22 protein-coding genes are annotated in these 20,043 nt (G+C 70.3%); 6 read left to right on the top strand and 16 right to left on the bottom strand.

Features of this window, described 5'->3' with window-relative positions:
• Positions 1–7: 7 nt before the first annotated feature.
• From HF519_RS06765 to HF519_RS06745, 3 genes are all read right to left on the bottom strand, one after another.
• Positions 8–1,498, bottom strand: a complete 1,491-nt coding sequence (locus HF519_RS06765; RefSeq protein WP_169411198.1) for a hypothetical protein — start codon at positions 1,496–1,498, stop codon at positions 8–10.
• A gap of 742 nt (positions 1,499–2,240) precedes the next feature.
• Positions 2,241–3,443, bottom strand: coding sequence for an MFS transporter (locus HF519_RS06750; protein ID WP_169411196.1), 1,203 nt, complete (start codon positions 3,441–3,443; stop codon positions 2,241–2,243).
• Positions 3,444–3,485: 42 nt separating this feature from the next.
• The gene (locus HF519_RS06745) at positions 3,486–4,034 is read right to left on the bottom strand and encodes a Chromate resistance protein ChrB (protein ID WP_169411194.1); all 549 of its coding nucleotides are present in this window, start codon (positions 4,032–4,034) and stop codon (positions 3,486–3,488) included.
• 281 nt (positions 4,035–4,315) lie between these two features.
• On the opposite strand from HF519_RS06745, the gene HF519_RS06740 reads away from it, so the two are divergent.
• The 3 genes from HF519_RS06740 to nadD all read left to right on the top strand — a co-directional run bounded on the left by HF519_RS06740 (position 4,316) and on the right by nadD (position 7,168).
• Positions 4,316–4,969, top strand: a complete 654-nt coding sequence (locus HF519_RS06740; protein ID WP_312859942.1) for an alpha-ketoglutarate-dependent dioxygenase AlkB — start codon at positions 4,316–4,318, stop codon at positions 4,967–4,969.
• A 126-nt stretch (positions 4,970–5,095) separates the two neighbouring features.
• The gene (locus HF519_RS06735; protein WP_169411190.1) at positions 5,096–6,514 is read left to right on the top strand and encodes a dihydrolipoyl dehydrogenase family protein; all 1,419 of its coding nucleotides are present in this window, start codon (positions 5,096–5,098) and stop codon (positions 6,512–6,514) included.
• A 60-nt stretch (positions 6,515–6,574) separates the two neighbouring features.
• Positions 6,575–7,168 (top strand): nicotinate-nucleotide adenylyltransferase, encoded by a 594-nt coding sequence (gene nadD / locus HF519_RS06730; RefSeq protein ID WP_169411188.1) that lies wholly within the window; start codon positions 6,575–6,577, stop codon positions 7,166–7,168.
• 53 nt (positions 7,169–7,221) lie between these two features.
• Here nadD and HF519_RS06725 read toward each other — a convergent pair whose 3' ends face one another.
• The 10 genes from HF519_RS06725 to HF519_RS06680 all read right to left on the bottom strand — a co-directional run bounded on the left by HF519_RS06725 (position 7,222) and on the right by HF519_RS06680 (position 13,683).
• Positions 7,222–8,292: a tyrosine-type recombinase/integrase gene (locus HF519_RS06725; RefSeq protein ID WP_246242698.1), complete on the bottom strand. Its 1,071-nt coding sequence runs from the start codon at positions 8,290–8,292 to the stop codon at positions 7,222–7,224.
• 137 nt (positions 8,293–8,429) lie between these two features.
• On the bottom strand, positions 8,430–8,615 hold the full coding sequence (locus tag HF519_RS06720; protein WP_169411185.1) for a helix-turn-helix transcriptional regulator: 186 nt from the start codon (positions 8,613–8,615) through the stop codon (positions 8,430–8,432).
• Positions 8,612–9,964, bottom strand: coding sequence for a replication initiator (locus HF519_RS06715; protein WP_169411241.1), 1,353 nt, complete (start codon positions 9,962–9,964; stop codon positions 8,612–8,614). The genes HF519_RS06720 and HF519_RS06715 overlap by 4 nt, the downstream gene beginning before the upstream one ends.
• A gap of 41 nt (positions 9,965–10,005) precedes the next feature.
• Positions 10,006–10,581 (bottom strand): hypothetical protein, encoded by a 576-nt coding sequence (locus tag HF519_RS06710; protein WP_169411183.1) that lies wholly within the window; start codon positions 10,579–10,581, stop codon positions 10,006–10,008.
• The gene (locus HF519_RS06705; protein WP_169411181.1) at positions 10,578–10,796 is read right to left on the bottom strand and encodes a hypothetical protein; all 219 of its coding nucleotides are present in this window, start codon (positions 10,794–10,796) and stop codon (positions 10,578–10,580) included. The genes HF519_RS06710 and HF519_RS06705 overlap by 4 nt, the downstream gene beginning before the upstream one ends.
• On the bottom strand, positions 10,793–12,196 hold the full coding sequence (locus HF519_RS06700; RefSeq protein ID WP_169411179.1) for an FtsK/SpoIIIE domain-containing protein: 1,404 nt from the start codon (positions 12,194–12,196) through the stop codon (positions 10,793–10,795). Before HF519_RS06700 ends, HF519_RS06705 begins: the two co-directional genes overlap by 4 nt.
• A gap of 142 nt (positions 12,197–12,338) precedes the next feature.
• Positions 12,339–12,521: a hypothetical protein gene (locus HF519_RS06695; protein WP_169384319.1), complete on the bottom strand. Its 183-nt coding sequence runs from the start codon at positions 12,519–12,521 to the stop codon at positions 12,339–12,341.
• Between the two features lie 7 nt (positions 12,522–12,528).
• The gene (locus HF519_RS06690; RefSeq protein ID WP_312859941.1) at positions 12,529–12,813 is read right to left on the bottom strand and encodes a hypothetical protein; all 285 of its coding nucleotides are present in this window, start codon (positions 12,811–12,813) and stop codon (positions 12,529–12,531) included.
• Positions 12,814–12,826: 13 nt separating this feature from the next.
• Entirely contained in the window at positions 12,827–13,015 is a 189-nt protein-coding gene (locus HF519_RS06685; RefSeq protein WP_169411102.1) for a hypothetical protein, read from the bottom strand.
• A gap of 305 nt (positions 13,016–13,320) precedes the next feature.
• Positions 13,321–13,683 (bottom strand): hypothetical protein, encoded by a 363-nt coding sequence (locus tag HF519_RS06680; protein ID WP_169411175.1) that lies wholly within the window; start codon positions 13,681–13,683, stop codon positions 13,321–13,323.
• 135 nt (positions 13,684–13,818) lie between these two features.
• On the opposite strand from HF519_RS06680, the gene HF519_RS31005 reads away from it, so the two are divergent.
• The 3 genes from HF519_RS31005 to HF519_RS06665 all read left to right on the top strand — a co-directional run bounded on the left by HF519_RS31005 (position 13,819) and on the right by HF519_RS06665 (position 16,199).
• A complete protein-coding gene (locus HF519_RS31005; RefSeq protein ID WP_169411173.1) occupies positions 13,819–14,664 on the top strand; it encodes a winged helix-turn-helix domain-containing protein in 846 nt (281 codons plus the stop codon).
• The gene (locus HF519_RS06670) at positions 14,661–15,365 is read left to right on the top strand and encodes an HAD family hydrolase (RefSeq protein WP_246242696.1); all 705 of its coding nucleotides are present in this window, start codon (positions 14,661–14,663) and stop codon (positions 15,363–15,365) included. Before HF519_RS31005 ends, HF519_RS06670 begins: the two co-directional genes overlap by 4 nt.
• Before the next feature lie 138 nt (positions 15,366–15,503).
• Positions 15,504–16,199, top strand: a complete 696-nt coding sequence (locus HF519_RS06665; RefSeq protein WP_169411168.1) for a hypothetical protein — start codon at positions 15,504–15,506, stop codon at positions 16,197–16,199.
• A 662-nt stretch (positions 16,200–16,861) separates the two neighbouring features.
• Here HF519_RS06665 and HF519_RS06660 read toward each other — a convergent pair.
• The 3 genes from HF519_RS06660 to HF519_RS06650 form a co-directional block, all read right to left on the bottom strand.
• Entirely contained in the window at positions 16,862–17,689 is an 828-nt protein-coding gene (locus HF519_RS06660) for an SMODS domain-containing nucleotidyltransferase (RefSeq protein ID WP_169411167.1), read from the bottom strand.
• Positions 17,690–17,802: 113 nt separating this feature from the next.
• Positions 17,803–18,729 (bottom strand): S-4TM family putative pore-forming effector, encoded by a 927-nt coding sequence (locus HF519_RS06655; RefSeq protein WP_169411165.1) that lies wholly within the window; start codon positions 18,727–18,729, stop codon positions 17,803–17,805.
• An 84-nt stretch (positions 18,730–18,813) separates the two neighbouring features.
• Entirely contained in the window at positions 18,814–19,320 is a 507-nt protein-coding gene (locus HF519_RS06650; protein ID WP_169411163.1) for a hypothetical protein, read from the bottom strand.
• Between the last annotated feature and the right edge of the window lie 723 nt (positions 19,321–20,043).

Here is a 20,043-nt window from a genome sequence, read left to right as displayed (position 1 = left end):
CGGTGGTTCAGCGGCGGGTCGCCTCGCCTGTCCGTGGTTCCGGCGCGTGGGGTCCCTGCTGCACACTCGCCGTCGGCGGCGGGCTCGGGCGCCCGGCTCGGCCGGTCTGCGATGCCCCGCCGGTGCCGTCCGCTGCAGCGGTGGTGGGACGCGGAGTCCGCGCCGGCGGCCGGTCGGCAGTGTTCCGCACCGCGGACGGAGCCCCGGCGGATCCACTCGCCGTGGGCCCGTTGCGGGTCGGCCCGCTGGTGGCCGTCCCGTTCGTCCCGGACCCGCCCGGAGCGAATCCTCCCGCGGGCGGCCTGCTCGCCGTGGGCCGGTTCGTGACGTCCGCGGCCGGCCCGTTTCCGGTGGACCCGGTCGTGGCGGGCCCGGTCGTGCCGCGGTCGTCGCGGTCCTGCCGGCCCTGCGGTTGCCGGTTCCCGCCGCCGGTGGCGTCCAGCAGCCGTTGCACCGCGGATCCACGGCCGCCGTGCCGATCCGGTTCGATGGTGACCGACGGCGCCGGCGTGGACGTGGACCCGTCACCGGCGGCCGGCGCCGGGCCGCTCGGCCCCGAGCCGGATCGCGGTGCCGTCGGAGTGGCGCCGGCACCGGCGGAATCGGCGGTGCCGGGGGAGGCCCGGTCGGCGGGGGGACCGGACGGCGGTGTCGCCCCGGGCTGCGGACCGGGTCCGTGCACGCTGCCGGGCCGCGCGGGCTCCGATCGGGGTTCGGCGCGGGCCTGCGGCGCCGCGGTCGGGGCCGTGGCACCGGCGGCCTCGTCGTCAGGGGCGGGTCGTGTGGTCGGCCCGGGGAGGATTCGCGGGGGCCGGACGTCGACCGGCCCGCCTCCGGGCCCGGACCCCTCCGGGATCCGGGCGGCCGACGCGCGGGCCACCTGCTTCATCAGGGCATCGTGGCGGGACTGCAGAGCGCTGCGGCCGTCCTCGGGACGTACCCGCGCGAGACGGTCAGCGGCGGCGCGCAGGGCCGCTCGCGCCTCCTCGCCCCGTCCGGCCACCACGTCGGCCGTGCCGGCGTCCAGGATGTTCCGCGCGTCAGCGGCCGCCTCCACGGAATCGGCGTGCTGGCTGTAGAGCACCTGCGTCACCCCCCACAGCGCGTCCCCGGGCGCCGCGTTCCGGGCGCCGAGCCCCACCCCGAGGCAGACGGCGACCAGGGCGGCCGCGGCGACGCACGCAGCCAGCGGGATGCGCCGCCGTCGGGGGCGTGGCGCGGGGGTGGCTTCCACAGCTGCGTAGGCGACGTCCTCGTCGAGGGAGGCTGCGGGCGGCTCGTCGCTGTCGATGTCGTTGCGCCAGGCGAGCAGCAGATTCACGAGCCGGTCCTGCCCGGCGTCACCGGCGTGGAGGCGTACCGCCTCCTCGTCGACGTCCTTCTGCCCGAGCAGGTCCAGGAGTGCGTCGTCGGCCAGGATGCCGAGCAGGTCCTCGACCTCACCGGTGTCGGTGAAGTCGTCCCCGTTCCGGCCGTTAGGTGCGTCGTCGTCGTCCATGGCACCCCGTCCGGTGTCGACGCCATCCGGGCGCCGTCCGGCCCGCTTCCGCCGGAGGGCGCGCCACGAGCACCCGCGCCCGCGGCGCGTCGATTCCTCTGTCTGCTCCCGGCATCGACTCACCGACCTCTTCGTGACGCCGATGGCCGATCCGGTTTCGCGGTCGACCCCGGTGAGGCATCCTGTCGCGCCGCCACGGTAGTCGTGATTCAGGCCTTCATCACGTGGATCGGAGAACTGTGGCGCCCGCTCGGCGAGTACCCGGCGAACGGTCTCCGGTCGGTCGGGAGAACGGAGGACCGGCTCCGGGCACCCGCCGGATGACCGGCCCGCGCTCAGCGTGCGCCGATCATCCGTGCGGATCGAGCACGAACTTCTTGGGCACGCCCGAACCGCAGCGACACCGAACCGTGCCGGGCCGCCTCGTCCTTCGCACCGGGGTTCTCGGTCACGTCGAGGCCGGGGATGCCGATCCCGCCGGCGGCGCGGGTGACCCTCCATGGCCTGGTTCAGCACGGCCGCGTTCTGCTCGGTGCCGTCCTCGTGGCCCTTCGCCTCGAACCCGACGCAGTCTCGAACGCGATCCCGCCCATCCCGAACACCTGATTCCTGAAGCCGGCACGGGATACCGGTTCCGTGGCTGACCACGCGGAGCCGCCCTCACGCACGGGCCGGCCAGGACCGGGGCGTTGCGGGCGCTGGGTGTGGGCCGGCGCCGCACCGGCGGCGGGCGAGCGGGCGATCAACCGCGTGCCCGTGTGGCCCTTCCCGTGACCATGGCCCCGGCCGTGGCGAGCAGCGCGGCGAGCGCCCCCAGCCCGAGCGGCAGCGACGTGGCGGCGGCCACGGCGCCGACGAGCAGCGGGCCGCCGGCGTCACCGATCTCCCGGCCGACCTCGGCAGCGCCCATCGTCTGGCCGAGCCGCTCGGGTGGTGCGGTGGCGGCGAGGGCGGCGAAGGTGAGCGGGGTGACCGCGCCGACGCCGGCGCCGACGGCGATCGCGGCGGGGATCAGGCCGGGCAGGCCGGGCACCGTCGCGGCGAGGACGAATCCGAGCGCGGCCAGGAACAGTCCGGCGGCCATGCCGCCGCGTTCGGGCAGCCGGCCCGCGTCGCGGGCCCGTCCGGCCCACGGCTGGATCAACGCGGCCGCGGCGGCCAGGACGGACACGACGGCCCCGGTGGCCAGCGGCCCCAGGCCCGCGGCCGCGCCGCGGACGGGCAGGAACCCGACGCCGACCGACAGGGCGGCGGTGGTCGCGGCCAGGGTGAAGGTGGGCCGCAGGAAGCCCGGCTCTGCCAGTCGGCGGACCAGACCGAGCACGGTCTGGCGGGCGCGCGGCAGCGCGGCCACCGACGGCACGGTGATCACCGCCCAGACCGCGACCGCGGCGGCGAGCCCGGCCAGGGTGGTGAACAGCAGCGGGAAGCCCCCGATGTGGATCAGGACGCCCCCGAGCAGCGGGCCGAGGGTGTAGCCGAGGCCCTTCCACGCGCCGTAGCCGCCGAACGCCCGCCCGTGAGCCGTCCCCGGAGTCAGCCGGGCGACGAGCGCGGCGGCCGCAGGGGAGAACGCGGCCGCCGCGGCGCCCTGCCCCAGACGGGCCAGGCCGATCGCGCCGGCACTGCTGCCCGCGAGGACGAACGCACCCGAGGCGAGCGCGAATGCGACGAGCCCGCCCAGCAGCACCGGGCGGGGGCCGATCCGGTCGGCCAGCGACCCGAACACGGGTTTGAGCAGCACCTCGGCGCCGTCGTAGATGGCGAGCAGGATCCCCAGCGCAAGCAGTGAGGTGGGCGCGGAGCCGGTGATGCCGCCGAGGCTGGCGGCGATGCTGTGGGCGCCGAACGCGGTGACGAACCCGGCCGCGTAGAGCGGGAGCAGCCGGGCGCGGCCGGCCGGGGTCGTCGTGGGTGGCCCGGTGGGGGGCGGGTCTGCGGTCATCGGTCGATCACGACTCCTCTGCTCGTACCGGGGTCCGCGGGCTCACAGCTGGTGGAGAGCCGCGAAGACCTGCTCGGTGTAGCGCTCGAGCCGCTCGGTGCAGTGCTTGAGCTGCTGCTCGGCCTCGGCGGCGGGTGCGGCTCCGAACACGTCGCGGGCCCGGATGTCGCGGTACCAGCGGCGCAGCCGTTCCAGGCTCTGCTCCTCCTCCTCGAGCTCGGCCAGGGTCAGCTTCTGGATGTGCAGCTCCTTGTCGATCTCGGCGTCGAACTTGCCGCAGTCGGCCAGGAACTCGGTCCATTCCGCGATCCGGTCCGCGGTGAACAGCTCCTGCATCCGCGCCGCGTCCCGTGCGTCGCGCCCGGCCGCGGACAGCACGACCACCTCGCCGCCGCCGCGTTCGGCCAGTTCCACCGCCCGCGCGACGCCGTCGGCGAACGCCGGCACGTCCGGCACCGCCCAACCCCCCTGCCCGAGCGACACCGCCCCGATCCGTCGCAGCTCCCGCCACACCGCGACCCGGTGCCGGGACGGCTGCGCCGGGACTCGCACCAGCAGTACGAGCCACCGACTCACCGACTCGTTGGTCATGCCGCTGAAAGTAGCACCGGTTACATCATCGATGGTGATCGCTGCTGCGTCGAGTCGGGGATCGGCGATCCCCTGCAGTCGGGCCCGGCCGCGGCCCCGGCCCCGGGCGATCACCCATCGCGAGCAGAGATGAGCACGTCCCGCTCGGCGGCCTGTGGCTGACCGGACCGGCGGCTTTCGAACGGTCGGGGCCCACACGTCGGCATCGGGATACCCGATTCGGGCCGTCGCGACGACGACATCGGCTCGAACATATGTTCTATTCGAGCTATGCTCGGACGGTGGCCCCGGATCTCGCATGGCAGCCGTCGTTGTTCGACGCCGGTGCCGGCGCGTCGTACGAGGTGGACATCGGCTTCCACGGGATGCGCCGCCACGCGCTCTCGGCCGGGGCGTGGGTCGATCACCGGCCGGGCTGGCTCCGCGGCGCCGATGCGCTGTTCGAGCGGCTGCTCGAGCTGACGCCGTGGTCCCGGCGCGACATCCGGATGTACGAGCGCGTGCTGCCCGAGCCCCGGCTCACCCACCGCTGGAGCCTGCAGGCCCCTCCGGCCGCGGCGGCCGAGGAAGCGGCGGGGGAGCCGCCGCCGGTGCTGCGCACCATGGCCCGAGCCCTCGGCGAGCGCTACGGGGTGGAGTTCACGCAGGTCGGGGTGAACCTCTACCGCGACGGCGACGACAGCGTCGCCTGGCACGGCGACCGGGTGGCCCGGGAGTTGCCCTCGGCCGTGGTCGCGCTGGTGTCGCTGGGTGCCGTCCGGCCGTTCCGGCTGCGGCCGGCGGGTGGTGGCACCGGCGTCGGGTTCCTGCCGGGCGCCGGCGACCTGCTGGTCATGGGCGGCTCCTGCCAGCGCACCTGGCAGCACGCGGTGCCCAAGGTGCGGGCCGCCGGGCCCCGGATCAGCGTCCAGTTCCGGCATGTCCATCCGCGCTGATCCGGTCGGTCGCGCCTCCGCACGGAAGGACAGGTTCGAGCCGCCGTGCTGGCGCCCCCGGGTCGATGCGACCGGCAGGCGGTGGCCACGAGCATCGGGCGGAACCGGTGCGAGAGGAGCCCGCCCATGGAGACCTTCGACGTCGTGATCATCGGCTCCGGCCCCGGCGCCAAGACGGTGTGGGAGTCACTGCGCCGCGGCGACCCGGGCCGGAGCATCGCGGTGGTCGAGCAGGGACTCGTCGGCGGGAACTGCCCCTATCTGGCCTGCGTGCCGAGCAAGACCATGTTGCGCGGCGAGCACGTGTGGGGGCTCGCTGCGCACCCGGAGTTCATGCCGCTGTTCCTGGGCCCCGAGCCACCGGAGACGGCCTACCGGGAGACCGTGAAGCGCCGCGACCGGCTGGTGAACAACCGCGACGACGCCGAGGCCGCCGAGGCCCTGGTCCAGCAGCGCATCACGCTGTACCGCGGCCACGGGACCCTCGTGCGGCCCGGGACGGTGGACGTCGCCGGCGAGCGGATCGGCTACCGCGACCTGGTGCTCGACACCGGGTCCGTCCCGGTGATCCCGCCGATCACGGGGATCGGCGACGTCCCGGCGTGGACCACCGAGGAGGCGCTGAGCACCCCGGAGCTGCCGGGCTCGATGGTGGTGCTCGGTGGCGGACCGAGCGGCTGCGAGCTGACCGACATCTTCGCGCTGTTCGGTTGCGTCGTCACCGTCGTGGAGAGCGCCGACCGGCTGCTGCCGCGCGAGGAGCCCGAGGTCGCCGCGACGGTCACCGAGGCGTTCCACGATCTCGACGTGCGGACGCTGCCCGGCACCACCGCGGTGCGGACGGGTCCGCGGCCGCACGGCAAGGCAGGGGTGTACCTCGAGGTCGACATCGGCCGGCCGATCGAGGCCGACCGGTTGGTGCTCGCGGCCGGCCGGCTCCCGAACACGACCGACCTGGGACTCGGCGAGATCGGGGTGGAGGTCCGGGCGGGTTCGCCCGCCCCGGTGGACGACCACTGCCGCGTCGCGGGCACCGATCACGTCTGGGCGGTCGGCGACATCACCGGGATCAACTCCTACACTCACACCGCGGAGTACCAGGGCCGGATCGTGGCGGCGAACCTGCAGGGCCGTGACGCCGTCGCCGACTACCGGGCCATCCCGCGCACGATCTTCACCGAGCCCGGGGTGGCCGCCGTCGGGCACACCGAGGCGACGGCCAGGGCCGTCGGGATCCAGCCCGTCATCGCCACCGCCGACCTCGCCGGCACGGTGCGAGCCAAGATCGACGGCGTTTCGACCGGCTACGTGAAACTGATCGCCGACCCCGAGCGTGGCACCCTGATCGGGGCGACCGGCGTGGGTGGCCGGCCCGAGGAATGGATCTCACAGTTGTCGACGGCCGTGCGGGCGGAGATCCCGGTGCCGGTGCTCGCCGACGTGGTCCACCCGTTCCCGGCGTTCAGCGGAGTGCTCGACGCGCCGATCGCGGACCTCGCGGACCGGGTCGCCACGAGCCGCGCCGCGCGAGTCGTCCACGCCTGACCGGGTGCCCGTCGCGGTGTCGCCGATCACCGTCCCGGCCGGCCCGTTTAGGCTGCGCCGGTGCAGCGCAGGATCGGTGTGATGGGCGGGACCTTCGACCCGATCCACAACGGGCATCTGGTCGCGGCCAGCGAGGTGGCCGACCGGTTCGAGCTCGACGAGGTCCTCTTCGTCCCCACCGGGGAGCCCTGGCAGAAGACCGAGCGCCGGGTCAGCCCCGCCGAGGACCGCTACCTGATGACGGTCGTCGCGACCGCGTCGAACCCGCGCTTCCAGGTCAGCCGCGTGGACATCGACCGCGGCGGCCCGACCTACACCGCCGACACGCTCGCCGACCTGCACGCCGCCATGCCCGACGCGCAACTGTTCTTCATCACCGGCGCCGACGCGCTGTCGCAGATCCTGTCCTGGCGCAAGGTGGACGAGCTGTTCACCTACGCGCACTTCGTGGGGGTGACCCGGCCCGGCTACGAGCTCGGCGACGATCACCTGCCCGAGGGCGCGGTGACCTTGGTCGAGGTGCCCGCCATGGCGATCTCGTCGACCGACTGCCGCGAGCGCGTCGCCCAGGGTCGGCCGGTCTGGTACCTGGTCCCGGACGGGGTCGTGCAGTACATCTCGAAGCGCCACCTTTACCGCGACGAAAAGCCCTGACCAGCGGAAATGGCCAGCCGGGGTGGTCCGGGTACAACCCCGGTACAACCCGCTCAGGACCGCGCTTCGGAGACCACCCCCGTCGGACGTGCGCCGAGGGCGGAGTCGACGAGCGCACGCGTCCGGTCCAGAGCATCGGGCCACTCGTGCGCGTATGTGTTGAGCGTGATCATGGGCGAGCTGTGGCCCAGGGCGAGCTGGACCGTCTTGACCGCGGCACCGTTGTGGATGAGCAGGGTCGCGAAGTAGTGCCGCAGACCATGGAGGCCGAAGCCCGCAGGTAGCCCCGCACGGCGGACAGCCGTACGCCACACGGTGGACCAGTTGGACCGGTGCAAAGGACGGTGGTGGCTGGTGAGGAACAGCAGCCGAGCCCGGCGCTCGTGCACGTTCCGCGGATCGGTCCGGTCCTCGATGGCGATCTCGCGCACCGGGTACCGCTCGACGTGACGGGCGAGGGCGAGCTGAGCGACCTCCGGTAGCTCGACGGTACGCCGGCTGGTTCGAGTCTTGAGCTCACCCAGGTAAGCGGGCTGCCCAGGCATTCGCTTGAGCTGCTGGCGCACGTGGATCTCACGGGCGAGGAAGTCCACGTGGTCGAGTTCGAGCCCGAAGATCTCGCTTCCGCGTAGCCCGCAGCCCGCCGCGATGTAGGGGATGGGGGAGTACCGGTCCGCGATCTCGTCGACGAGCCGATGGATCTGCTCGGGCTCGGGGACGAAGTAGTCCCGATCTCCGATCTCGGGGAGCCGGATGCCCACGCACGGAGACGCCGCGATGAGCTTGTCCGCCGCGGCCGCCGCGAACATCGACTTCACGTAGCTGTAGACCAGGTGGACCGTGGACGCGGCGAGGTTCTCCGTCGTCGCCTTGACCCATCCACGGATGTGGCTGGCCCGAGCGTCCCCGAGCGGAAGGAGACCGAGCACGGGAACGATGTGCAGCCGGAAGGCCCGCTCGACCATGTCCGCGGTCGAGTCCCTGTGCAGCTGCTGGGCACGCCATTGCTCGGCGTACTCGGCGACCGTCAGCCGACCGGCACGAGGGTCGATGTATCGGCCGCGCGAGATGTCGGAACGCATGTCCGCGTCGTGCCGCTCGGCCTCAGCCTTGCGCTCGAACAACGCGGTTCTCGTCTCGCCGGTGTTCGGGTCGCTCCACCGAACACGCCACCGCTTGCCCCGCCCATGCCGCTTGGAAGGCCGTCGTTCGTCCGTCACGGGGTCGCGGCGACTGAGATACCAAAGGTCATCGACGGCCATCAGGCGACACGAGTTCCGAGGCTGTCGATCCACCGCTCAACGTCCGATGGCCGATAGCGCACGTGCTTGCCCATCTTCCGACCGGGCGGGCCGTAATCCCGCTTGCGCCACTGATAGATCGTCTGCACCGGCACGCCGAGGTAGTCGGCGAGCTGCTGCACCGTCCAGAGCTTGTCGGCGGTCATGGCCGGGTCCCTTCCGTGCGTCGGTGCTGTCTGAGATCCCGCTTGCGTTCGGCGATGGCCAGGGCCAGCTCGCGTTCGCCTTCGTTGCGGTGGCCGATGCCGACGAGCTGCCAGTCGTTGATCACGGTGATGGTGTCGAGGTCCGGCGGGATCCCGTTGAGGTCGTCGGTCTCGGTGGCGAGCCGGTCGAGCGTGTCAGTCAGGCGCCAGGTCCGCCGCTCCCCGCGGATCTCGCGGAAGGTGGTGCTGTAGCGCTGGGATTTGGTGAGGAAGTGGCCGCGGAAGCCGAGCATGTGCGCCCACTTGCGCAGGTTCAGCGCCTCGTAGCGGGCCAGGCCGCCCAGCTGCCACACGGTCTCGATGTGGCGCCGGTGGTGAGGCGAGACGTCGAGGTACTGCACGTGTTCGAGGGCGCGGATGGGGCGGTCGGGGTGGCCGTCGGTCTTGCCGGTGCCCTTGGTGGCGTACTTGGCGATGTAGCCGGCCAAGCTCGCGTCGGTGATCTCCCCGGCGTCGTCCTCCACCGTCGCCGCGCGGGCGGGGGTGATGGCGCGGACGTCGACCTGGCTGCCCCAGCCCAACACGAGCGGGGTGCCGTCCGGGCGGGCCACCTCGAGGCAGACCGACCGGGCCGCGGCCAGCACCGCATCCCGCAGCGCGCCATGGGTGAGTCCGGCCGGGGCGGGGTCGTGCGGGCCGTCGGGGCCGTCGACGCGCAGGGCGGCGTGGAAGTGGACCAGGCCGCGCCGCTGGTATTCGGCGACCTTGGCATAGGACAGCCGGGCGATGTCGCGGAACTCGCGGGCCGGGACCCCGAGGATCGCGGCCAGGGCCCGGCGGAGCGCGATGGCGAAGCGCTGCCAGAGGGCTCCGGCGTGGGCCTGCCAGAGCACGGCGCCGACGTAGTCGTAGCTGTCCGGGTCGACCGGGGTGCCGAGCGCGGGGTCGTGCTCGCGGTGGTGCGCTCCGCAGCCGCAGGGGATGACCCGCCCGCGGGCCGAGAGCCGGCGGGAGTGCACCGGCCCAAAGGAGGGGGCGGTGAGGGTGAGGAACAGCCGCGGCTTGCCGGTGACGGTCTCCGGGACGCCCTTGTCGCCGCCGGCGAGTCCGGCGCGGATGAGGTGGAAGGTGTCGGCGGCGTAGCGGTCGGAGCAGGCCGGGCAGATGGTCTCGCGGCGGTTGCCGCAGGGGGCGAAGATCTCCCCGGTCCGTTCGACCAGGACGGCGCCGTCGCGGTCGAGGATGCGGGAGGAGCCGCGGAGCCGGACCGGGTGGGCGCAGCCGCCGGTGGCCTCGACGTTGGCCCGCCACTGGCGGTAGTCGGGCGAGCGGAGTCGCTCGGAGATCATGGCCGTCACGGCGCCCTGGGCGTCGGTGAGCGTGTATGTGGTCACCAGAACTCCCGTTCGTGCTCGATCTCGACGGCGGTGGCGCGGTGGCCGTGGTGGCGGGCGAGGCGTTCGGCGCCGTGGCCGTAGGAGCGGGCGCGGCCGATGACGTCCCCGGTCTCGGTCTCGACCAGGTAGGACGAGCCGTCGCGGACGATGGCGCCGGACCAGTCGCCGTCCCCGCAGGTGACCAGGCCCTTGCCGGGGGAGACCACGTCGACCAGAACCCGCACCGACCGGGGCCCCTCGGGCTGCGTCGCGGCGGGCGCGGCGGGTTCGACGACGGTGGCCATCTGCGGTTCCGGCTGCTCGGCCACGACGGCGATGCGGTGGCCGAGGGTGAGCCGCCCGGCGGTGAGCAGGTGGTGCACCGTGGTGGCCTCGTCGGCCGCGACCGGCATCGCGCGTTCGGCGTCGCGGGTGTGGGTGGCGCGCTGGTAGACGGTGTCGGCCGGGCCGAGCAGGACGTAGCCGGGGTCGCGGGCCAACCGCAGCACGCGGTCGGTCACCAGGTCGTCGAACAACAGGCCTTGGCCGGCCACCTGCCCCGGCACCCGGTGCCCCTTCGTCTGGTTCATCGGGTCCACCACCACGAGCTGCGGGCCTCGGACTCCCATTCGGCGGCCAGCGCCCGGGCGGCCCACAGGTCAACCCACACCGCAGCGACGACGGCGACCCAGAACCACCCGGAGGAGGTGCCGAGCCACGCCCAGCAGCCCGCGACGAGCAGGGCGAGGGCGGCGGTGATTTTGAGCCAGGTGGCGAGCGCCCATCCGGTGACGGCCCACATCACGCCGCCCCCTCGTCACGCTGGTTCCGCTCGTCGTGAGGGAAGGGAACGATCCCGGCGCCCGTGGCCGGTGGGTGGATGGCGCACCGGTCGACCAGTTCATCGATCTCGGCGTCGTCGACATAGGCGGCGCGGAACCGGACCGGCAGCCGGGAACCGGTGTCGATGACGAACCCGATCCCGGCGTGCCGCGGGTCGCCGGGGATCTCGTCGGCCAGCGCGCCGCGTTCCCGGGCGCCGTCGCCGAGCACCATGTCCACGTGGGAGGCGGCGGTGACGCCCAGGCAGATCCGGGTGGTGAACAGCTCCCGGACGTCCACGACGTCCTTGGACGGCTCCTGCACATAGCCCCACACCGAGATCCCGCAGGCCCGGCCCTGGGTGAGCAGTTCGGCGAGTAGCCGCAGGGCCTCGCGGACGTCGGCGCGGTCGCCGTAGGCGGTGAGCATGGCCATCTCGTCGATCTGCACCAGCTCGAGCGGCCACTCCGCGCTGGCGTCCAGCGTGCGTAGGCCGTGCTCGCGCATGTGGTCCTGGCGGCGCTTCATCTCGTCCCGGGCTTCGGCCAGCAGGCGCAGCGCGTCGGCCGCGGTGGTGGCGTAGCGGTGAAACAGTCGGGCGCCGCGCTGGGTCTCCGCGCCGCCTTTGAGGTCGATCATCGACACCCGGACGAGCCGGTCGCGGATGAGTGGGCCCATGGCGCGCAGCGGGGACCAGATCAGCGAGCTCTTGCCTGCTCCGGAGGCGCCGGCCACCAGTCCGTGCGTGCTGCGTACGCGGATCGTGAACGGCTGGCCGTGCTCGTTGTCCCCGACGTCGAGCGCGCCCAGGTCCACATCGGTCGGATCGGAGGGGATCTCCGGGGCCGGGATGACGTGGTCGAAAGGCAGCTCCCGCTCCACCACGATCGCCAGCACCGCGGGGCGGACGCGGGTGATCGCCACCCGGTGCGCGATCAGCGCCTCGGCGAGGGCGTCGGCCCGTTCGGTCCAGGTGCGCAGGTCCTGCCCGCGGACCATCCGGACGTAGAGTGTGTCGATCGACGGCGAGGAGGACCGTACCCGCAGGACGCGGGGCACGGCGGCCCGGCCGGTGCGGCGGTTGTCCCGCACCAGGTCGCAGTCGGCCAGGGTGTGAGCCCAGCGGCGCCCGGCGTAGGCGGTCCAGCGCCGCCGTTGTGCCCGCAGGGTTGGGGCGGCGAGCCGGTCGAAGGTGGCCGGGTGCACCCGGGACCACCCCAGCAGGCCCAGCACCAGCACGCCGACCGCGAGAGCGACGGCGACCGGGCCGAGGGCGGCCATCGCCCAGACCAGCAGCGCGGGGATCAGGACGAACAGCGGATGCCGGGCCAGCCAGAGCAGGGCCCGCCACTCGGCCCCCGGTGGGCGGGACGAGGCCCGCATCGCCTGGGATCGGGGGGCTGGTCGGGGACGCGTAGGGTTGCGCATAGCCGCGCCTTCCTGTGAAAGGGGGGATTGCGGTGAAAAAAGGGGGCCCGCCGGTCGATTCCGCCAAGACTCAACCCGGCGGGCACCCTGCAAACTGCTACTTGCTGAGGGTCGAACGGGCCGCATCCAGCAGCACCGTCAGATGCGCGACGTTGCGGGCGAGGTTGTCGTGGGTGTTCTTGAACCCGCCCGCGCGAAATGGGATCCCGGACAGCGAGCGGCGCAGTTCCCGCATCGCGGCGTCGATGTCCTCGATCGTGCGATCCACCGTCCTGGACATGGCGCGATCACCTGCGCCATTCCCGGGAGACCAGCTCGGCCTCCCACTTCTTCGCCGACGCCGCCATCACGTGCAGCGCCTGTCCCGCCTTCTTCGCCGACGAGCGCAGCTCCTGCGCGGTCGGGGCCGACCAGTGCGCCGTCCCGCCGGCCGAAGCCCGAGCCGGTTGCGCGTCGGCCGCCTTTTGCGCCACCAGCTCCGCCTGCGCCAACGCGGCCGCGACGAGCTGCAACGACCGCCAGAACTCCCCGTACCGGCGCAGCGCCCGCCGATTCACCGGCTTCAGGTTCACCGAGGCCATGACCTCACACGCCCTTCCGGATGGCGGTCTGCGCCAGCCGCAGCCCCTCGGCGACCCCGGCCCGCCACGCCTGCTCGGTCGGCACCGTGGAGTCGACCCAGCGCGACCAGCGGCGCCGCTCGCACTCCAACCGCCGCACCAACCGGCCGACACCCGAGGTCTGCCGGACCCGCCCATTCACCATCCGACTCATCACGCACTCACCCGTTCCACTCCGCCGCCGACACATGCGGCGCAGATCCCGTCGCCGAAACACACGTCGCATTCCGGCCCCTCACCGACTGCATCCGGGGAGCCCGGAAGCCAGCCGTATCCGTCGCAGGCATCGCATGCGCCCGATCCGCTGCACTCGGTGCAGGTCATCGAGACACCGCCTTTCCATCTCGCCCCCGCCCGTTTTTCGGCATGGGGGAGCCAATACGGAATTGCAGGAAAGAGAAGAAATGTGCCCGGCGCAGCGGCCGGACCGTGCGGGACGGGAAAGCCCCGCGGTGCGGACTACTTGTCGGTGCGGGCTGGCTTGAGGCCCATCGCCTTGAACGAGACGCCCGAGATCGAGCGGCCGTCCGGGCTGTCGATCTGGTACGAGTTCAGCCGGGCGTCGACCAGCTCGACGCGGGTGTCCTCGGCGAAGCCTTCGCCCGGGTCGCAGGTCAGGGTGACCCGCAGCTCCTCGCCCTTCGGCGCCCGCTCGCCAGGGCCGACCTTGAGCTTGGCGAACAGTGCCACCACGAATTGCTGGACGCCGTTGCGGTCAACCACCGGCTCCATGGCACCGTCCTTGGTCTCGCGCATCTTCGGGGCAGGGGCCTCGACGACCGTGAGCTTGTAACCACCCAGGTTGACCGGGATGTCCTTCATTACTGCTCCTTCGGCATCGACCTAGCTTGGCTAGCCAGATCAACGTAGCACAGCTTGGCTAGCCAAGTGAAGCAGATCTCATGAGTTGGTCAGGATGGCTAGCACGCTAGGCAGGTGGCCCCATAGAGTCACTGCGTGCATGACCTCGACCCGGACGACCCGCGGCCCCCGTACCAGCAGGTGGCAAACGCCCTGCGGGCTGCGATCCTCACTCGTACCTTCCAGCCAGGGGAGAAGCTGCCGTCCGGTCCCGAGCTGTCCAAGCGCTACGGCGTCGCCCGGATGACGGTGCAGCAGGCGGTCCGTCTGCTGCGCGACGAGGGCCTCGTCGTATCGCGGCAGGGGAGCGGAGTCTTCGTCCGCGAGCGCACCGAGCGGCCAGTCGGCCTGCGCCCGCACATGGACCGCGCCTTCGAGGCACCGCAGGTGACTGTCGACTTCGCCGGCTTTTCCGGGGAGACGCTGCACGGCGCGATCGCCGAGCCGCTCGACAAGGTCCGCGCCGGCCGGCTGCGCCCCGAGTCGATCACGGTCCGGATCCTGGTGCCGAACCCCGCCGTGCCGTGGACGTTGCCCGCCCGCGTCGAGGACCTGGGCGACAGCCCGGCATTCCGGGAACGCGCCACGCAGATCATGCAGCGGCACACCCAGGCCATCGTGGACGCGGTGACCGAGTTGCGCGAGCTCGGCCTCGTCGACCACACCCGGGCCGAGGTTCGAGTCGCGCCGGCCGTGCCGATGTTCAAGCTCTACCTGCTCAACGACACCGAGGCGTTCTTCGGCTACTACCCGGTTCAGGAGCACGCGGTGCAGCTCGACGGCGAGTCGGTGACCATGTGGGACCTGATGGGCAAGGACGCCACCTTGTTTCACCACAGCGCCGATGTCGACCCCGACTCGATGGCCTCGCAGTTCGTCGCACAGTCGAAGATGTGGTTCGACAGCATGTGGTCCACCGTCGCTCGACCCGTCCGGCAATGAGCCTGGTTCAGCTCCTCGCCGAGCGGCGACACATCCTCCTCGACTTCGACGGACCTGTCTGCGCTGTGTTCCCGGGTCGAGGGAGTCAGGCCGCCGCGGACGCTGTTCGGAGGGCTTTGGGAGCGGCGGAGTGGCGGAAGATCCTTCCCGATCGGGTCGGCTACTCCGAAGACCCGTTCGACGTTCTGCGGTACGCATCCGACCGGCTCGACCGCGAGAAGGCTGAGCAGGCGGAGAAGGCGCTCACGCAGTACGAGATCGCGTCTGTCCGTCAGGTTCCGCCCACTCTGGGTGCACTCGACGCCATCGCGACTCTACGGGCCACCGGTCACACGATCACGATCGTCAGTAATAATTCCGAGGCGGCGATCGGCGAGTTCATCGAGCGGTATGGGCTCGGGCCAGACGTCGATGGCATCGCAGCGCGCGCCGGCTTCCAGGCCCGCAGGCTCAAGCCTGAGCCTTGCTTGTTGTACCAGGCGATTGAGCAGCTCGGCGCCAAGCCGGGGGAGTGCGTGCTCGTAGGCGACTCGATCACCGACATACAGGCAGCGCGGGCGGCCGACGTCGCCGTCATCGCGTTCGCGAACAAGCCCGGCAAGGATCGAGCACTTCGCTCGTTCGAGCCTGACGCGGTGATCGCATCGATGAGTGAGCTCGATACCGCGGCACGAATGAAGCATCAGAGCCAGGTCGACTAGACGGTATCGCCAACGGACCGGCGTAGGCCTGCATCTGCTGGTGGCGTGACCGCACGGCGGATCATCAGAACCAACGATGTTGGCTGACTGCGTCCGAAGAGCCGGTAACGGGCATTTTATGGGTGCCGATAGCGGGGTATGACAGCGCGACCGGAACCCGACCGGCAGCAGCCCTACCAGCAGGGTCAGCCGCCCTACGACTATCAGCAGCCGGCCGTGCCCTACGGCTACCAACAGCCCTACGGCTACCAACAGCCCTACGGTTACCAGCAGCCGACCGCGGGCTACGGAACCTACTCGCTTCCACACATTCCACAGCAGCCAGTCCCCTCTGTGCCGGTGCGCAAGCGGCGCAGGTGGCCCAAGGTTCTCGGCGGCGTGGTCGCCATGTTCGTCGCGTTGTTCGTGATCGCTGGCCTGAGCAGCCGCTCCACCAGCTCGGACAGTAGCAATGCTGCCCCAGCCGTCCTCACTCCGGCGAAGGCGATCACTGCGCAGGAATGGCAGCTCATCGCCAAGGATCCGGACGGGCACAAGGGTGAGCGCGTGGTTGTGTACGGCGAGGTCACCCAGTTCGACCCGGCTACCGGTACCAGCACGTTCCGCGCCAACGTGGACGGCGTCGAGCACAAGGTCGAGTACGGATACGCCGACTATCCGACCAACACCATCCTGACCGGCGACGCCAACGCGCTCCGCACTGTGGTTCAGGGCAACCTGTTCACCGCCGAGGCCACCGTTACTGGCTCGACCAGCTACGAAACAGCCATGGGCGGCAAGATGACGGTACCCACGCTGAACGTCACGAAGCTGACGGTGACCGGCTCGGTCTAAGCTGCTCGACCACGGACAACTCCACCATGGCCAATCCCGCCCTCCCGAAACCGCCCAACCAGGACGGCGTTAGCGAAGCTGATCAGGCCCGAACGTCAAGCATCAGGTGAGACCGGAACGTCAAGCATCAGCCGGGACCGGACAGTCAGGACTGCGGCGCGTGTGTTCAGACTTTCCATTCCTGATCAAGGCGGCGCCTGCGGCGCCGCGGCCGGGACTGTGTCCGATGCCGGGCGCCATGCGGCGCCGGGGCGTGCGGCCTCCGGCCGGTCCCCGTCGCCGCGCGCCCGGCAGGAGGGGCGAACCCGGCCGCGGCACCGCGAAGAGCAGTGCGCCGCTCGCGCTGAGAAGAACAAGGACATGTCCTCGCCGGACAGGCAGGTCTCCGGGATGTCGGGCACAGAGCGAGCGCGGGGAGGGGTGGGTGGTTGCGAGATGCGGCATCCCGTCGACCTCCACAAGGGCTATCACGCCGCGGACGGAGGGCAAGCCTGGCGTCGTGGTCGGGGGCAGGGCCGGCTTCGCCGGACACCTGTATGTGGTCGATCTTCGCGGGCAGGTTGCCCTCCGTCCGCGGCGTGATCGGGCTGGCGCCAGGTCGACGGGATGCCGCACAAGCCCACCTCGTTGAGAGACGATGATGCGACGGTCCTACGGCGTAGCTACTTGTCGAATAGCAGCTTGTACTGCTCGATCGCCTTGGCCGATTCGCCATCGAGGTCGAATTCCTTTGCCCTCCTCGCTCGTGTGACTGCTGTAGCCAGCTTCGAAAGCGCGTCATCGCGTTTGGAGTCGGACGAGTATGCGGTGAAGCGCGAACCTAAGCCGGTCGGGTCATTCATTGCTGCGAGCTGAATATCCTGCAGCCGAGCAAGATAGCGGTGGAGCTCAATCGGAAGGTGCCATGAGGTCTCGCCGTCGGCATACTTCGCCGCTCTCATCTCGAGATAGCAGGACGAGACAGGGACGCGGCGCCTATACTTCCAAACCTTAGCGAGTCGTGCCAGCTTCTTCGCCCCGCCCGCATGCTTCTTGTTTACGTCGTTGACGTAGCTGTTGTGGTCTTTCGGGTGCGTCTTCATCCAGCCGCCAGTCGGATCTGGTATCCAGTATCCGGAGTCAGCCGCGAATGCGGGTACAACCTCTACGGTTTCTTTCCCGTCTGCAAAGTCGCAGACTACCGCGGGGCGTCGGATCTTCACGACAGTCGATTTGAAGCGGTCGGCAAGCTCTGCCTTTACGTTGTTCAGGGCGGTGGTTGAGGTTGGCCGTTCGCCCTTCAGAGAGACCAGGTAATCAGCATCGCTCCAATAGGCGACACCAGTACCGTGACGCAGAGAGCCTGTCTCGAACATCTCTCGAACGCCGAGCTTGAGGTCTAACCGCTTCTCGATCGCGGAGCGATGCTGCCGCGCGGAGTCAAAATATGTGCTCGAGGGGGTGTAGAAGGCCAGTAGCTCGTTGAGGTATGACAAGGCTGACTGTGCCAAATTGTCCTCCTAATAGTTGATCGTTGCATGATTGCAGTCGAAGTCTGGCGCATATATCTGTGCCAGTACGTGCGGATGTCCGCCGGCGATGGTTCGCCCCTTAGTGGTCCGTTCTACCCATAGCCGTGCCGCTTGGCTTGCAGGACGCGATCGGCGACGCTCGCACGCATGACCGCTTCATTGCGCTTGTGGAAAATAGAATCTAGCCAGTCTGGCACGTAAGCATTCGCCTGTCGAAGCGTGAGGATTTTGTCTTGGATTGACCGAAGCTTGCTTTCGTCGGGGACGATATTCTCGAACATTCCCTTCTCCCAAACTTCGCTCAATGTACGTTCGGCCGACTCCTTGGTGCTGGACGCGTCGAAGTTTGAGCGTATCAGGTTGGCAAGCTCCTTCGCGGGTGCCAGAAATGGCACGAATAGGGTCAAAAGCGCAGCATCAGGAGGTAGGCGGAGCACCACCCACGCGGCTCCGAGTACAGCTACCGCTACGGCGAACATGCCGACGAGAAGCCATGCCCAGAGGCGGTGCATGGTAGCGCCCCAGCCCAGATTCGTTGCTTGACAGATGAGGACATCGAACGGCCGATGAGTTCCGGCAGTGTCTTCGTACCAGTTCGCATCTCGGCCGCCCCGATAGCATTTCGCAGCTTTCGCAATCGCGATCGCGGGAGGTCGAGCCGCATATAGGGAATTCCATTCAATCTGAAAAATGCGAGTATCAAAAAGCTCTTGCGTTGCTGCGGCTTGAAGTCGCTGCCGCTTTTCGATGCTCTCGATTATGAACGACCCCCCGAACAGGAGGAGGCCTCCACCGCCGCCGATCAAAACGCGAGAGTCGGGCCAGACTGCGGAAGTCGCCATCGCAGCGACCGATAGAGCGAATACAGCGACAATCCGGCCGTAGAAGAGCCGCTTAGCGTCCGAGTACATCCGAGCTTGTGCGGCAACCAGGCGGCGGGCATCTTGAGTATTCTCCGCTTCAAAGATCGGCGGAGCCGTAGGTTCGGGCAACGGTCGTCCATTCAGGAGAATCACCACGCGATGACAGCGACGGCGCCGGGTCCGAGAGGTGTGAGCAGCCGGCCGTGACTCGCGGCTGGAGCTGGCAGCTGGCTCGGCCTTTTAGGACGGTGCGATCGTCCACTTTCCGGAGGACGTCACCTGGACCACTGCGGGCGCGTCCAGCGGCACGGTGCCTTGGTAGCCGCCGATCTCGTTGACGGCTAGGTCGGGGTAGCCGGAGGCCGGGTACACCTTCACCACGAAGTTGGATTCGCCCTTGTTGGTGATGCGTGCCTTGGTCGCGGTGCCGAGCATGAGCACCACGTCGTCGCCGGTGCCCGACACGGGGTTGTTGCCGGTCGCGGTCGTGGCCATGCCCAGCCCGGAGGCCACGGTCACCTTCCACGCGCCGGAGGCGTTGATGGTCAAGGTCGAGGTGATGCTGGTGTCGCTGATGTCGATGAGGTGCTTGCCCTTGTAGGCGCCGATTTCGTTGACGAGCAGGTTCTCGGCACCGTCGGTCTTGAGGACCGTGTTGCTGCTGCACTTGGGACACTCGAACTGCAGCACCGCGACGCCGGGGTCTTTGGTGATCGTGACGACGTCGTCGCCGCGGCCTTCGTACACCGTGGGCGGCGACGCCGGTTTCGGCGCCGTCGTGGTCGGCGCTGTCGTGGTCGGTGCGGCTACGGCCGGCGCCCTGAAGGCCGATGAGAACGGTGTGGTTGGCGAGGCCGCCGTCGGGGCGGAGCTGCCCCCGCTACCGCTGTTCGCGGTCCCGATGATGATGGCCAGCAGCAGGACGGCACCGCCGGCGATCCATGGCCACTTCTTGCGCTTGGGCTTCGGTGCCGGTGGAGGGCCCCCGGTCGGCGGCTCACCCTGGCGCTGGGTTGGTATCTGGAGGTTGTGTGGCGGTAGCCATTGCTGGGTGGGCTGCTGCGGGTTCCATGGCTGCGTCATCGTTGGTCCGGTTTCTCGCGCGATGGGTGATTTGGTGGTCGCCGCGCGTGGCCGGTCTGTTACGGAGTGCGTCTAGGCCATTCGGGCGAATCTATGCCGCTGTAGGCGCGAGGCTGGGAATCTGGCGCGGCGCAGCACGCCAACAGGCGTCTGACTGGGTAGCTCCGGCAGACCACGGCTCTGCCCTGGGCCCGACGTTCGCTTCGTGAGGGCCGGCTCTCCGTCACGGCTCACACCGCTGGGCTATGAGAAGCAGGGCCGGGGCACCGGTCGATCGGTGGTTGTCTGGCAACCTTGGAGCCCCCGCGCCCTGAACGTCGGTAGACGAGGCAGCAGGGAGGCCTGACGAGAAGCGGAATGGTCAGTCGCTGGATGACACGCAGCAGC

It is taken from the genome of Pseudonocardia bannensis (assembly GCF_012911875.1).
In the GTDB taxonomy this organism is placed as follows: domain Bacteria; phylum Actinomycetota; class Actinomycetes; order Mycobacteriales; family Pseudonocardiaceae; genus Pseudonocardia; species Pseudonocardia bannensis.
Note: the sequence above shows the minus strand (reverse complement) of the source record. Positions and strands in the feature narration are given on the sequence as shown.